This window comes from Streptomyces sp. NPDC047108 (assembly GCF_040643575.1).
Taxonomy (GTDB): Bacteria; Actinomycetota; Actinomycetes; order Streptomycetales; family Streptomycetaceae; genus Streptomyces.
In genome coordinates this window covers 403,713-417,620 of sequence record NZ_JBEYUP010000002.1, presented here as the reverse complement: position 1 = coordinate 417,620, position 13,908 = coordinate 403,713, and the positions used below count along the sequence as shown (strand labels likewise).

Here is a 13,908-nt window from a genome sequence, read left to right as displayed (position 1 = left end):
GGCGGGGCGGGACGCCGCCGTGCGCAAACCCGCGACCATGGCGCAGGCCCTCGGCCGCGCTCTGCGCGACTCCATGGCCGAGGACCCGTCCGTGCACGTCCTCGGTGAGGACGTCGGCACCCTGGGCGGCGTCTTCCGCATCACCGACGGTCTCGCCAAGGAGTTCGGCGACGACCGCTGCACGGACACCCCGCTGGCCGAGGCCGGCATCCTCGGGAGCGCCGTCGGCATGGCGATGTACGGGCTGCGTCCCGTCGTCGAGATGCAGTTCGACGCCTTCGCCTATCCCGCGTTCGAGCAGCTCATCAGCCATGTCTCGCGGATGCGCAACCGCACCAGGGGCGCCATGCCGCTGCCCATCACCGTCCGCGTGCCCTACGGCGGCGGCATCGGCGGCGTCGAGCACCACAGCGACTCCTCCGAGGCGTACTACATGGCGACGCCCGGCCTCCATGTCGTGGCCCCGGCGACCGTCGCCGACGCCTACGGGCTGCTGCGCGCATCGATCGCGTCCGACGACCCGGTGATCTTCCTGGAGCCCAAGCGGCTCTACTGGTCCAAGGCCGACTGGTCGCCCGAGGCGCCGGAGGAGGTGGCGCCCATCGGGAAGGCCGTGGTCCGCCGCACCGGCCGCAGCGCCACCCTCATCACGTACGGTCCCTCGGTGCCCGTGTGCCTGGAGGCCGCGGAGGCGGCGCAGGCTGAGGGCTGGGACCTCGAAGTCCTGGACCTGCGAAGCCTGGTGCCGTTCGACGACGAGACGGTCTGCGAGTCCGTCCGCAGGACCGGCCGGGCGGTCGTGGTGCACGAGTCCACCGGCTTCGGCGGTCCCGGAGGGGAGATCGCCGCACGCGTGACGGAGCGGTGCTTCCACCACTTGGAGGCTCCCGTGCTGCGCGTCGCCGGGTTCGACATCCCCTACCCGCCGCCGATGCTGGAGAAGCACCATCTGCCCGGTGTGGACCGCATTCTCGACGCGGTGGCCCGCCTCCAGTGGGAGGCCGACTTCACCGAGGCGGGAGGCGCGCGCTGATGGCTGTCGTGCGGGAGTTCACGCTGCCGGACCTCGGAGAGGGGCTGACCGAGGCCGAGATCGTCCGCTGGCTGGTGCAGGTGGGCGACGTGGTGGCGGTCGACCAGCCGGTCGTGGAGGTCGAGACGGCCAAGGCGTCGGTGGAGGTGCCGTGTCCCTACGGGGGCGTGGTGACCGCGCGCTTCGGCGAAGAGGGAACGGAACTGCCCGTCGGCGCACCGCTGTTGACGGTGGCGGTGGGAGCAGACTCCGCGGGGGCCGTGCAGGACACCGAGCCCGCGGCTCCCGCGGCGAACAGCACCTCGGCCGATGAGACGTCGGGGAACGTACTCGTCGGCTACGGCACGGGCGCGCCCGCGGCCCGCCGCCGCCGCGTCCGTCCGACGGGCGGCCTCTCCCGGCCCGTGTCCCCGGCCGGGTCCGTGGCGGGAGCCCCCGCGGGCGGCCCTACGCCGCCGCAGCAGGCGCCCGCTGCCGTGACCGCCCCTGCCGTGGACCTCGACGAGATCCGGACGATGCCGGAAGCGGCAGGCGCGCAGGAGACCGCGGACGGACCCGTGGCCGTCATCTCGCCGCTGGTCCGCCGGATCGCGCGCGAACACGGCATCGACCTGCGGGCTCTGAGAGGATCCGGGCCCGAGGGCCTGATCCTGCGGGCCGACGTGGAGGAGGCGGCGCGCGCGATCGCCGCGGCCGCCGACGGGGCGGCTGCCCCGTACGCCCCCGAGGGAACGACCGCCGCCGGGTCCGCCCCGTCCGTCTCCGCCCCCTCGACGGGCGTTCCGGAAGCGGCACCACGGGCGCGCATGCTCGCGGGAGCCGAGGGCGTGGAGCGCATCCCGCTGCGCGGGGTGCGGGGAGCCGTCGCTGACAAGCTCACGAGGAGCAGGCGCGAAATCCCCGACGCGACGTGTTGGGTCGACGCCGACGCCACCGAACTCATGGCGGCCCGGGCGGCGATGAACGCCTCGGGCGGGCCCAAGGTGTCGGTGCTCGCGTTGCTGGCCCGTATCTGCACGGCCGCGCTCGAACGCCATCCCGAGCTGAACGCCACGGTCGACACCGAGACGCGCGAGATCGTACGGCTGCCCGCCGTGCACCTGGGGTTCGCGGCGCAGACCGAGCGCGGCCTGGTCGTACCGGTCGTGCGCGACGCCCACGCCCGCAACGCGGTCGAGCTGACGGAGGAGTTCGCCCGGCTGACCGAGGCCGCGCGGGCGGGCACGCTCACGCCCGCCGATCTGACGGGCGGCACCTTCACGCTCAACAACTACGGCGTCTTCGGCGTCGACGGCTCCACACCGATCATCAACCACCCCGAGGCGGCGATGCTCGGCGTCGGCCGGATCGTGCCCAAGCCGTGGGTGCATCAAGGGGAGTTGGCGGTACGGAAGGTCGTCCAGCTCTCGTTCACCTTCGACCACCGGGTGTGCGACGGCGGCACGGCCGGAGGCTTCCTGCGCTACGTGGCGGACTGCGTCGAGCAGCCGGCGGTGCTGCTGCGCACGGTGTGACCCGAGTTCACCCGGGATGACCCGGGGGGCGCCCGGGACCACCGGCGTCTTCCGGGGGAATCCGCGCCACCCCTGGGGCGTGGCGCGCAGCGTCCCGGCCATACTCGGGGCATGACTGCGCATGCGTACGACGCCGTGGTGCTGGCGGGAGGCGCCGCCAAACGGCTGGGCGGCGCCGACAAACCCGGCCTGACGGTCGGTGGTCGCCCGCTCCTGGACCGGGTGCTGGACGCATGCGCGGACGCCTCCCTCACGGTCGTGGTCGGCTCCCGGCGGCCGACGGCGCGACCCGTGCGCTGGGCCCGTGAGGAGCCGCCGGGCGCCGGGCCGCTGGCCGCGCTCGACGCGGGGGTGCGGCAGGCGACGGCACCGGTCGTACTCGCGCTCTCCGCCGACCTCCCCTTTCTCCCACCCACCACGGTCCGGACGCTCCTCGCGGCGCTCGACCGCCCGGTGCGGGCCGGGGACGACGCGCATGGTCACGCGCCGGGTCGCGCCCCGGGCCGGGGAGGCTCAGGCGGTACGGGCGGCCCGGACCGTACGGGAGTGCCCGGCGGGAGCGGCGCCGGCACGAGCCATGGGGGACCGGGCCCGGCCGAAGGGGCCGTCCTCGTCGACGCGGACGGGCGCGACCAGCCGCTGGTCGCCGCGTACCGCACCGAGCCGCTGCGCCGCGAACTCGCCCTGCTGGCCGCCGAACACGGCAGCCTCGCCCATCTCCCCCTCCGGCTGCTCACCGCCGAACTCACCCTTCACCGCCTGCCCGGCCACGACGCCGCCGCCTCGTTCGACTGCGACACCTGGGAAGACGTCGCCGCGGCCAGGGCCCGTATCAGGGAGCATGGAAACGTGCTGGACGAATGGATTGCCGCAGTCAAGGCCGAACTCGGGATCGAGCTGGACGTCGACACAGGCGCCCTCCTGGATCTCGCCCGCGATGCCGCGCACGGCGTGGCCAGGCCCGCGGCGCCGCTCACCACCTTCCTGGTGGGGTACGCGGGGGCGAGGGCGGGCGGAAGCCCCGACGAGGTGGCCACCGCCGCCCGCAAGGCCGCGGCGCTGGCCGCGCGCTGGGCCGAGGAGTCGGAGGAGTCCGGGGAGCCCGGGCGGTCCGGCGACGGGACGACCGGCGGTCCGGAGAAGACGGCGGGATGACGGAACCGGGCGGAGACCGCGACCTGTTCGCGGACGGGGAACGACCGGCCCGCGAAGGCCGACCGGAGGGGCCCGGCCACGCCCTGCGCCGGGACGAAACCGCCGAGTCGGCCCCGGGCCACGCGTCCGCCCCCGCGCCCGGTCACGCCCCCGCGCCCGGTCACGCCCCCGCGCCCGGTCACGGCTTCGCGCCCGGTCATGGCTTCGCGCCCGCGCCCGGCCAGGGATCCGGCCTCGGGGCGGAAGGGGTCGGCGGGGCGGAGGACGTGCCCCGGCCCGGCGCTCACGACGCCGAAGACGGACCGGGAACCGACGACCTCCACCGCGCGAACGGCGCACGGAGCACCGACGACGCGCTCGAGGTCGACGACGCGCTGGCCATCGCCAACGAACGACGCCGCGCGGGATCCGCCGAGCGCGGTTCCCGCGTTCGCCCGCCCCTCCGTGCGACCGGCCCTGCCTCCGGCGGAAACGCAGGCGGCCACTCCGGCCCGGCGGGCTCGTCCGGCGCGCCCCGCGCCGGGTCGTCACCGCACGTGGCGGCCGGCCGCACGGGCGGGTCCGGCGCGTCCGGGGGAGCCAACGGGCCCGACCGGAGCGGCACTTCGGAGCCCGGTCCGGCGCCCGACGTCTACGACCACGTGGCGGTGGAGCAGCGGCTCTCCGCGCCGGGGCACGGCCCCACCGGTCGGCCCGGCGAGGATTCCGGCAGGGATTCCGGCAGGGATTCCGGCGAGGGCTCCGGCCACGCCCACCGGGCCACGTCCTGGCACGAGGCGCGGAACATCGCCGCACGGGCCGCGGGCGGTCCGCTGCCCGCGCTCGTACGGCGGCTGGGGGAGGCGCTCGGACACGTACTGGCCGAGCCGCTGGCGGCCCTGACCGATCTGCCGCCGTTCGACACCTCGGCCATGGACGGATGGGCCGTCGCGGGGCCGGGGCCCTGGCAGATCGCCGGACACGACGCCGGGACCGGACACGACGCCGGGGCCCGACACGACGCCGGGACCGGACACGACGCCGGGAGCGGTCACGCCGAACACCCCGGTGACGGAGGGCTCGGCATTCTCGCCGGGCACGACGAACCCGCTCCGCTTCCCGACGGTCACGCGGTCCGTATCGCGACCGGCGCCCGGGTCCCCGCCGGTACGACGGCCGTTCTGCGCAGCGAGCACGGCGACGTACGGACTCAGCAGCGCCCGTCCGGCGGCAGCGGCTCCGGTGCCGAGGGCGAGGACGCCCCGGTGCCGTCCGGGCACGCGCACCGACGCCCGTACGGCGCCTCGCTGCACGTACTCCCAGGCCGCGGCCCTGTCGCGCTGGGACAGGACATCCGGCCCCGCGGACAGGAGTGCCGCAGCGGGGACCGGCTGATGCCCGCCGGGACGGTCATCACCCCCGCCGTCCTCGGACTGGCGGCCGCCGCGGGCTACGACGAGGTCCGTACGTTCCCGCGCCCCCGCGTGGAAGTCCTCGTCCTGGGCGACGAGTTGCTCGACCAGGGGCTGCCCCGCGACGGCCGGATCCGTGACGCGCTCGGCCCGATGCTGGGCCCGTGGCTGACCGCGCTCGGCGCCGAGGTGACCGGGACGCGCCGCCTGCGGGACGAGGCCGACGTCCTGTACCGGGCCGTCACCGAGTCCACCGCCGATCTCGTCGTCACCACCGGCGGTACGGCGGCCGGACCCGTCGACCATGTGCATCCGGTTCTGGCGCGCGCCGGGGCCGACCTGCTCGTCGACGGGGTCGCCGTGCGGCCGGGACATCCCATGCTGCTCGCGCGGCTCGCGCCCGGGAAGCACCTCGTCGGGCTCCCGGGAAACCCGCTCGCCGCCGTCTCGGGGCTGTTCACACTCGCCGAACCGCTGCTGCGGACGCTCGCGGGCGGCGGAACGCCCCCGTCCGGCACCACTTCCGGCACCGCACCCGATCTGACCGGGACGGCAGGAGAGACCGGCACGTCGTCCTCGCCGTTCACGGGAACCGGCACCATCACCGTCTGCGTCACCCAAGCCGTGCACGGACACCCGCACGACACCCGGCTCGTGCCCGTCGCCCTCCGGGCCGGGCGCGCCGTGCCGCTGCACTTCGCCGGGCCCGCCATGCTCCGCGGCATCGCAGGCGCCGACGGCCTCGCCGTCATCCCGCCCGGTGGCGCGGAACCGGAGGACGCGGTCGAGTTCCTCGAACTCCCCTGGTCCGCCGAACTCCCGTCGTCCGCCGGCCCGCTCAACCCCGCGGTGGGCGACGGCGTCAGCAACGGCATGAGCAACGGTGTGGCCCCGCCCGGACCCGCGTCCCCGCCCGGACCGGCATCCCCGCCCGGACCGGTATCCGGGCCCGCATCCGGTCATGGACCCGCACCCCGACCGGCATCCGGAACCCGACCCGCCCCTGGACCCCGCGACGGAGGCCCGGCACGATGAAGCTGCCCATCCAGGACGCCGCCGCCCGGTCCCCGGAGGCGAGCGGTCGCGTCCAGCTTCCGCGCCGTTCGGTCACCGGCCCGCTCCAACAGGTCGCCCGCCGCCTCCTGATGGCCCTCGCCGTCCTGCTGACCACGGTGTTCATCGTGTATGCGGAGCGCGACGAGTACCACGACAACGCCGACGACAGCGTCAGCTTCCTCGACTGCGTCTACTACGCGACGGTCACGCTCTCCACCACCGGTTACGGCGACATCGTCCCGTACGGCGACGGCGCGCGGCTCGTCAACGTCCTGCTCATCACGCCCCTGCGCGTCCTCTTCCTGATCATCCTGGTCGGAACCACGCTCGAAGTGCTCACCGAGCGCACCCGTGAGCAGTGGCGACTGAACCGCTGGAGGTCCTCCTTGCGCGATCACACCGTTGTCGTCGGCTTCGGCACCAAGGGCCGTTCCGCCGTGCTGACCCTGACGGCCAAGGGGCTGTCGAAGGACAAGGTCGTCGTCGTGGACCCGAGTCAGAAGGTCATCGACGCGGCCAGCTCGGAGGGGTTCGTGGGCGTCGTCGGGGACGGCACGCGCAGCGAGGTCCTCAAGCGCGCGGAGGCCCAGCGCGCGGGCAAGATCATCATCGCCACGCAGCGCGACGACACCGCGGTGCTGGTGACGCTGACCGCCCGTCAGCTCAACCGCGGCGCGAACATCGTCGCCGCGGTCCGCGAGGAGGAGAACGCACCGCTGCTGCGCCAGTCCGGCGCCGATGCCGTGATCACCAGCTCCAGCGCCGCCGGCCGCCTCCTGGGCCTGTCCGTCGTCAGCCCCAGCTCGGTCACGGTCCTGGAGGACCTGATCCACCAGGGCAGCGGCCTCGACGTCGTCGAACGCCCCGTGGTGAAGTCCGAAGTCGGCCGCTCCGTACGGGAGGTGGACGACCTGGTCGTCTCCGTCCTGCGGGGGCACCGGCTCCTCGGCTATGACGACCCGAAGGCGAGTCCGCTCCAGGCGACCGACCGTCTCATCGCCGTCATCCGCGCCAGGCCCCCGGCCAACGGCACGGAACCGAAGGCGGAATAGCTCCGCGCTCCGCGCGCCGCATGCAGAGCGCCGCCCGCCCGCCCGCCCGCCCGCCCGACAGCCCGCGGACCGTGCGACCGGGCGACCGGGCGTCCGGGTGGCCGTGCACCCGGGGCGGAGTAGCCTCGCGGCCATGCCTATGCACGCGATCACCATTCCCGAACCCGGAGGACCCGAGGCCCTGGTGTGGGCGGAGGTCCCGGATCCCGTACCCGGCGAGGGCGAGGTCCTCGTCGAGGTCGCGGCGAGTGCCGTCAACCGCGCCGACGTGCTGCAGCGCCAGGGTTTCTACGACCCGCCGCCCGGCACCTCCGCCTACCCCGGTCTCGAGTGCTCCGGCCGGATCGCGGCCCTCGGGCCGAACGTCTCCGGCTGGTCCGTCGGCGACGAGGTGTGCGCGCTGCTCTCGGGCGGCGGTTACGCGGAGAAGGTCGTCGTCCCCGCGGGCCAGGTGCTGCCGGTGCCGGAGGGTGTGGACGTGACGTCGGCCGCGGCGCTGCCGGAGGTGGCGTGCACGGTGTGGTCCAACGTCTTCATGATCGCCCATCTCCGGCCGGGCGAGACGCTGCTGGTGCACGGCGGCGCGAGCGGCATCGGGACGATGGCGATCCAGCTCGCGAAGGCCGTGGGCGCGAAGGTCGCGGTGACGGCGGGCGGTCCGGAGAAGCTGGAGCGCTGCCGCGAGCTGGGTGCGGACATCCTCATCGACTACCGCGAGCAGGACTTCGTCCAGGAGATCCGTAAGGCGACGGACGGGGCGGGGGCGGACGTGGTACTCGACATCATCGGCGCCAAGTACCTCGGGTCGAACGTGAAGGCGCTGGCCGTGAACGGGCGGATCGCCGTCATCGGCATGCAGGGCGGCCGCAAGGGCGAACTCGACCTGGGCGCCCTGCTGATGAAGCGCGGCGCGGTGACCGCCACCTCGCTGCGGGGCCGTCCGCTGTCGGAGAAGGCGGCGATCGTGGCGGCCGTGCGCGAGCACGTCTGGCCGCTGTTCGCCACCGGGCGGGTGAAGCCGGTGGTGGACCGGACGATCCCGATGCGGGACGCGGGCGAGGCGCACCGGGTGCTGGAGAGCAGCGTCCACGTCGGGAAGATCCTCCTCACGGTCTGAGGGACGCACGGTCCAAGGGACGCACGGTCCGACGGTCGCCGTCCGGCACCGCTCGGCCCGCCGGGCTCCCGTCCCCCGCACCCCGTCCCCCCTGTCCTACGCATTCCCTTTCCACGCGCTCCTGTCCCACGGGCCCCGGTCCCACGGGCTTCCGCCCCGCGGAAAACCGGATTCGACCCCGACTCCCGTCCGAGATGCCGGATTTCATCCGACATGTGACTCTGAACACTGCATCGGAAGGGTCACCCTGACCGCTCGGCACGGGAGGGGGTCACTGCCGTGGCCTCAGCGCTGCGCTCGCGACTCGCCATAGGGCTCCTGGTGGGGGCCGCGTTCCTGCCGGCCCCCACCGTGTTCGCCCGCGATCAGTCCCCGCTCCTCGCGGGCCGCGGTACCGGCTCCGTCGCGCCCCAGCTCCCCCGGATTCACTCGACGGGCCCCTCGGGCGCACCGCTGCTCCTCACCGGCCTGCCCCACCACTCCCCACCCCGTCCGACCAGGGCGGACGACGACCGCAGCGGTCCGTACGCCGGGCGGCGCGCGGCCGAGGGGCGGGAGAAGCCCGGACGCGTCCCCGAGGCGCCCGACCCCTCCGGCCACGGCGACCCGTCCCGGCCCTCCCGGCCCGGCGACGGAGAGCCCCACGTACCCCGTGATCCAGGCGCTCCGCCCCCGCCCGGCAGGGGCGACCACCCGGGCGCCCCGACCGATGCGCCCACCCGCGAGGCTCCCCGCCCCCCGTCCGGCGTTCCACGCCCGCCCGACGCCTCCGCGGGGCCCACCGAGACCCCGCCCGCCGCCGACGACAGCGAGGTGCAGGGCGCCTGGCGCCCCCCGCTGCCGTACGATCCGGACCCGCCCGAGCCGGAGCCCGACTGGACCGACGTCGGGGTGCCGCCCGTCGACCCGTCCTCCGACGAGACAGCGGGGAGCGGCACCGCCGTCGGTGACGAGCGCGGCGATCAGGCGTCGCAGCCCACCGGGCGCCTGCTGCGGGTGCTGCCGATCGGTACGGGGCTGGCGCTGATGGGCCTCGGCCTCGCGTACATCGGCATCAGGCTGCGGCAGCGCTGAGAGCGGGCCTCGCGCTCCCCGGCAGCGCCCTCACCGCTTACGGCACCAGGCGTCGCGCGTCGCGTTCCGTGCGAGCCGGAGCGGTGGATCAGCCGTTTCCGGGGGCAGAACCGTCGAGAGGCGACGGTGAGAGAGAATGGGCGGCATGGAGATGCCGAGGAATGAACGGTCACAGGAGAGCCCGCACGTCCTGGTCGTCGGGGCGGACGGGATGCCTCTCGGCAGCGCCGGCTCCGGGGGCGGAGAGGGCGGCGAGGAGTCCCGCGAGGTTCCCTTGACGGACATGGTCGAACAGCCCGCGAAGGTCATGCGCATCGGCAGCATGATCAAGCAGTTGCTCGAGGAGGTCCGGGCGGCGCCTCTGGACGAGGCGAGCAGGGCGCGCCTGAAGGAGATCCACCACAGTTCCGTGAAGGAGCTGGAGGACGGCCTCGCGCCGGAGCTGGTGGAAGAGCTCGAGCGGCTGTCCCTGCCCTTCACCGACGACGTCGTACCGACCGAGGCCGAACTGCGGATCGCGCAGGCCCAGCTCGTCGGCTGGCTCGAGGGGTTGTTCCACGGCATCCAGACGGCGCTCTTCGCACAGCAGATGGCGGCGCGTGCGCAGCTCGAGCAGATGCGCCGGGCGCTGCCCCCGGGTGTGATGGGACCGGAGGGCGAGGACGAGGGGCCGCAGATGGGCGGCGCGCGCTCGGGCCCGTACCTGTAGCGACGACCGCCGCGGGCCGTCTCCACCTCCAGAACCCCGTACAGGACCCCGTACGCGGAAAGGGGCCCGGCACGCACGCGGCGTGCCGGGCCCCTTCCTGTCGGTCCTGCGCTTCCTGCCGGTCCTGCCGGTCTCTCCCGTCGGGGAGGGCTCAGGCGGACTTGCCCGTCGAGACCGTCAGCACGAACTTGTCGGTCTTGTCGTCGGGGTCGAACGGATCACCCGTGAGCGGGGTCTGCCGGATCACGATGTCCTTCCCCCAGGTGTTCTCGTTCTCGTACACCACGCTGTACTTCCAACCCGCCGCGTTCAGGCACTCCTTCACCGACGTGACGTCGTAGTACTGGAACTGCGGGGCCGAGATCTTGCTGTCGTCGTCCCAGTACTCGTTCGGCTCGGTGCACTCCTCGCGGTCGATGACCTTGGTCTTGTCGCCCGGGTTGAAGTCACCGCCCGTGTCCTCGTCCTCGGAGTCGGGTTCGGAGTCGCCCGAGTCGCCGCCGTCCGACCCCTCGGTCGTCGTCCGGGTCGTCTCCTTGTCGTTCGCCACGGAGCCGCCGCCGTCGTCGTTGTTGTTCAGGACGAGCAGGGTGATCAGCCCGCCGGCCGCCAGCAGCGCCGCGACGACCGCGCCCACGACCACCGGCATGTTGCTCCTGCCGCCCGAGGACGCCCCCTGGGACGGCGGGGGAGTGATCGTGTACGGCGGCGGGGTCTGCAGGCCGCTGTTGTACGGCGACGGGGCCGGGGTGTGCGGGCCCGGCGTCTGGTAGCCCTGCTGCTGCATCGCGTGCGGCGGGGGAGGCGTGGACGGCCCGAAGCCGCCCATCGGCTGACCCTGCTGCTGCGGCGCGGTGTACGGCGTGTGGACGTTCGGCGGGGGAGGCGTCCCCTGGTCCACGGGCGGGAAGACGGCGGCGCCGACCGCCGCTCCGCTGTTGGCCGCGGCCCCGCCGGCGACGACGTTGGGCGTCGCCCCGGTCTGTCCGCTCCCGGCCACGCGGGCGCACTCGTCGCGCATCGCCTCGGCCGTCGGGAAGCGCTCGTTGGGGTTCTTCTTCAGGGCCCGCGCCACGAGAGCGTCGACCGCCGGCGGGATCGCGCGGTTGACCGACGACGGGACCGGCGGCTCCTCCTGCACATGCGCGTACGCGATGGCCAGGGGGGAGTCCGCGTCGAAGGGCAGGCGGCCGGTGAGCAGCTCGAAGAGCATGATGCCCACGGAGTAGAGGTCGGACCGGGCGTCGACGCCGCGGCCGAGGGCCTGCTCGGGCGAGAGGTACTGGGGGGTGCCCACGACCATGCCGGTCTGGGTCATGGAGGTGACACCGGACTGCATGGCGCGCGCGATGCCGAAGTCCATGACCTTGACGACGTTGCGCTTGGTCATCATCACGTTGCCCGGCTTGATGTCCCGGTGGACCAGGCCCATCTCGTGGCTGACCTCGAGCGCGGCCAGGACGTCCGCGGTGATCTTCAGGGCCTTCTCGGCGGGCATGGCGCCGTACTGGGCGACGTCCGCGTCCAGGGCCGAGCGCAGCGGCTGGCCCTCGACGTACTCCATGACGATGTAGGGCACCAGGGCGCCCTCGATCTCGTCCTCGCCGGAGTCGAAGACGGACACGATGTTGGTGTGCGAGAGCTTGGCCACGGACTGGGCCTCGCGGCGGAACCGCTCGCGGAAGGACTGCTCACGGCCCAGCTCGGTGTGGAGTGTCTTGATGGCCACCTGCCGGTCCAGAACGGAGTCGTAGGACAGGTGGACCGATGCCATGCCACCGGCGCCCAGCAGATCGCGCAGCTGGTAGCGGCCGCCACCGACGGAACGGCCCTCGTAACGGCCCTGTGCGCCGTCCTGGCTCATTTGTTCTGCTCCCCCCGTGGCACCCACGGCCTTGCACTGCGGCCCGGTGCTGTCGACCCGTGACCGTGATTCCCGGCCAAGTCTGCCCCAGGGCCGGTACACGTCAAGCCGCATGCCCGTTCCGTGACCGGATGCGCAAGAAGCGTCTCTCAATGGTTACGAGCCAGGATGTGATTTGCGTCGGGGGACCCCTCGGAGGTTGGATGGCCGGTCCATCACGATCCGGACCCCCGCCTGGACCCTGTAGCGTGCTTTAAGGAAGACGTAGTACCGCACGGACAGTCGCGGACTGAAACGACGGCGAGGACTGATGGCACAGACGCAGCGCGCCCAGGGCCCGTCCGAACCCGACGCCACCGGTGGGGGTGCCCCCGAAGTCCCGGAGGCGTGGGGTGCCGGCGGGCTCGTCGGCGACGGTCGCTACCGTCTCACGCATCGCCTCGGCCGTGGCGGTATGGCGGAGGTCTTCGCTGCGGAAGATGTGCGTCTGGGCAGAACGGTTGCAGTGAAACTGCTCCGCGCCGATCTCGCCGAGGACCCGGTCTCGAAGGCCCGCTTCACGCGCGAGGCCCAGTCCGTCGCCGGCCTCAACCACCATGCGGTGGTGGCGGTCTACGACTCCGGTGAGGACGTCGTGGGCCCGCACACCGTGCCCTACATCGTCATGGAGCTCGTCGAGGGCCGGACGATCCGCGATCTGCTGCTCAACGCCGAGGCTCCGCCGCCCGACCAGGCGCTGATCATCGTCTCCGGCGTGCTGGAGGCGCTGTCCTACAGCCACCACCACGGCATCGTGCACCGGGACATCAAGCCGGCGAACGTCATCATCACCCACACCGGGGCCGTCAAGGTCATGGACTTCGGCATCGCCCGTGCGCTGCACGGCGCGCAGTCGACGATGACGCAGACCGGCATGGTCATGGGCACCCCGCAATACCTCTCCCCCGAGCAGGCCCTCGGCAAGGCCGTCGACCACCGCTCGGACCTGTACGCCACGGGCTGCCTGCTCTACGAACTCCTGGCCCAGCGGCCGCCGTTCACCGGCGAGACTCCGCTCTCGGTCGTCTACCAGCACGTCCAGGACGACCCGGTGCCGCCGTCCGAGGCCGCCGACGGCGTGCCGCCGGAGCTCGACGGGCTGGTCATGCGGTCACTCGCCAAGGACCCGGACGACCGGTTCCAGAGCGCCGAGGAGATGCGCGGCCTCGTGCAGTACGCGCTGCAGATGCTGCAGGAGCGCGGTGGCCACACCGGCGTCTGGGACACCGGGCCCGTCGTGCACACCGGCGCCAGCACCCCGGCCATGGGTACGGCGGGCACGACCGTGCTGCCGCATCCGCACCACGGCGACACTCCCCCGTCCTTCAGGACCGGCACGACGCCGATGGGCGCCGCCGGCCCGATGCTGCCCGGCGCCCGCCCCGACGACGGCGGCTTCGACGGCCACGGCGGCCCGGGCGGCGGGAAGCGCAAGGGCGGCCGCGGCAAGATGTGGCTCTTCGCCGCGCTCGCCGTCATCGCGATCATCCTCGGAGCCGCCTACGCGCTGGACCGCGCGGGCACGCAGTCCGACGGGAACACGTCGGACGACCCTGCGACCACGGCCCCGGAGAAGACGGAGAACAAGCCGTCGAAGTCCCAGGAGGAGGAGACGGAGCCGGATCCGGCCGACGACATCGGCGGCCAGGACTCGTACACCCCGTCCACCGAGCCTTCGCAGCAGCCGAGCCAGACGCCGTCGCAGACCCCTTCGCAGTCGGCCCCCGACGAGCCGACCGACGAGCCCTCGGACGGCACGTCGAGCGGGAGCGGCGGCGACCCGAGCGAGGAGTCCCCTGACCCGGGCGGCACGGACGACGGGGACAACGGCGAGCCGTCGCCCGACCCGAGCCTGCCGGACCCGGTGGGCGGCAACTGACCGGGGACGGCGCAGCCGCCCCCGG

The 13,908-nt window shown here is 73.7% G+C and carries 10 protein-coding genes; 9 read left to right on the top strand and 1 reads right to left on the bottom strand.

The window, feature by feature from the left end:
- The first annotated feature begins 37 nt into the window (after window positions 1–37).
- From ABZ822_RS06950 to ABZ822_RS06915, 8 genes are all read left to right on the top strand, one after another.
- Window positions 38–1,033 (top strand): alpha-ketoacid dehydrogenase subunit beta, encoded by a 996-nt coding sequence (locus tag ABZ822_RS06950; protein WP_360848828.1) that lies wholly within the window; start codon window positions 38–40, stop codon window positions 1,031–1,033.
- Window positions 1,033–2,547 carry a dihydrolipoamide acetyltransferase family protein gene (locus ABZ822_RS06945; RefSeq protein WP_360848015.1) on the top strand — a complete coding sequence of 505 codons (1,515 nt, stop codon included), beginning with the start codon at window positions 1,033–1,035 and terminating at the stop codon, window positions 2,545–2,547. The genes ABZ822_RS06950 and ABZ822_RS06945 overlap by 1 nt, the downstream gene beginning before the upstream one ends.
- A gap of 111 nt (window positions 2,548–2,658) precedes the next feature.
- Window positions 2,659–3,702 (top strand): DUF6457 domain-containing protein, encoded by a 1,044-nt coding sequence (locus tag ABZ822_RS06940; RefSeq protein ID WP_360848012.1) that lies wholly within the window; start codon window positions 2,659–2,661, stop codon window positions 3,700–3,702.
- The gene (locus tag ABZ822_RS06935) at window positions 3,699–6,128 is read left to right on the top strand and encodes a molybdopterin molybdotransferase MoeA (protein ID WP_360848009.1); all 2,430 of its coding nucleotides are present in this window, start codon (window positions 3,699–3,701) and stop codon (window positions 6,126–6,128) included. Before ABZ822_RS06940 ends, ABZ822_RS06935 begins: the two co-directional genes overlap by 4 nt.
- Window positions 6,125–7,201, top strand: a complete 1,077-nt coding sequence (locus ABZ822_RS06930; RefSeq protein WP_360848006.1) for a potassium channel family protein — start codon at window positions 6,125–6,127, stop codon at window positions 7,199–7,201. Before ABZ822_RS06935 ends, ABZ822_RS06930 begins: the two co-directional genes overlap by 4 nt.
- A gap of 139 nt (window positions 7,202–7,340) precedes the next feature.
- Window positions 7,341–8,318 (top strand): NAD(P)H-quinone oxidoreductase, encoded by a 978-nt coding sequence (locus ABZ822_RS06925; RefSeq protein WP_360848825.1) that lies wholly within the window; start codon window positions 7,341–7,343, stop codon window positions 8,316–8,318.
- A gap of 279 nt (window positions 8,319–8,597) precedes the next feature.
- Window positions 8,598–9,392 carry a hypothetical protein gene (locus ABZ822_RS06920; protein ID WP_360848003.1) on the top strand — a complete coding sequence of 265 codons (795 nt, stop codon included), beginning with the start codon at window positions 8,598–8,600 and terminating at the stop codon, window positions 9,390–9,392.
- A gap of 145 nt (window positions 9,393–9,537) precedes the next feature.
- Window positions 9,538–10,101 (top strand): bacterial proteasome activator family protein, encoded by a 564-nt coding sequence (locus ABZ822_RS06915; protein ID WP_360848000.1) that lies wholly within the window; start codon window positions 9,538–9,540, stop codon window positions 10,099–10,101.
- 151 nt (window positions 10,102–10,252) lie between these two features.
- Here ABZ822_RS06915 and ABZ822_RS06910 read toward each other — a convergent pair whose 3' ends face one another.
- Complete coding sequence (locus ABZ822_RS06910) at window positions 10,253–11,965, bottom strand: protein kinase (protein ID WP_360847997.1); 1,713 nt, start codon at window positions 11,963–11,965, stop codon at window positions 10,253–10,255.
- A gap of 310 nt (window positions 11,966–12,275) precedes the next feature.
- On the opposite strand from ABZ822_RS06910, the gene ABZ822_RS06905 reads away from it, so the two are divergent.
- Window positions 12,276–13,883: a protein kinase gene (locus ABZ822_RS06905; protein ID WP_360847994.1), complete on the top strand. Its 1,608-nt coding sequence runs from the start codon at window positions 12,276–12,278 to the stop codon at window positions 13,881–13,883.
- The last annotated feature ends 25 nt before the right edge of the window (window positions 13,884–13,908 follow it).

Excerpts from the sequence above, each read along its gene's own strand:
- ABZ822_RS06940 (WP_360848012.1), top strand. The coding sequence starts at position 2,659 with ATGACTGCGCATGCGTACGACGCCGTGGTGCTGGCGGGAGGCGCCGCC.
- ABZ822_RS06915 (WP_360848000.1), top strand. The coding sequence starts at position 9,538 with ATGGAGATGCCGAGGAATGAACGGTCACAGGAGAGCCCGCACGTCCTG.
- ABZ822_RS06945 (WP_360848015.1), top strand. The coding sequence starts at position 1,033 with ATGGCTGTCGTGCGGGAGTTCACGCTGCCGGACCTCGGAGAGGGGCTG.
- ABZ822_RS06930 (WP_360848006.1), top strand. The coding sequence starts at position 6,125 with ATGAAGCTGCCCATCCAGGACGCCGCCGCCCGGTCCCCGGAGGCGAGC.
- ABZ822_RS06910 (WP_360847997.1), bottom strand. The coding sequence starts at position 11,965 with ATGAGCCAGGACGGCGCACAGGGCCGTTACGAGGGCCGTTCCGTCGGT.
- ABZ822_RS06935 (WP_360848009.1), top strand. The coding sequence starts at position 3,699 with ATGACGGAACCGGGCGGAGACCGCGACCTGTTCGCGGACGGGGAACGA.
- ABZ822_RS06950 (WP_360848828.1), top strand. The coding sequence starts at position 38 with ATGGCGCAGGCCCTCGGCCGCGCTCTGCGCGACTCCATGGCCGAGGAC.
- ABZ822_RS06925 (WP_360848825.1), top strand. The coding sequence starts at position 7,341 with ATGCACGCGATCACCATTCCCGAACCCGGAGGACCCGAGGCCCTGGTG.
- ABZ822_RS06905 (WP_360847994.1), top strand. The coding sequence starts at position 12,276 with ATGGCACAGACGCAGCGCGCCCAGGGCCCGTCCGAACCCGACGCCACC.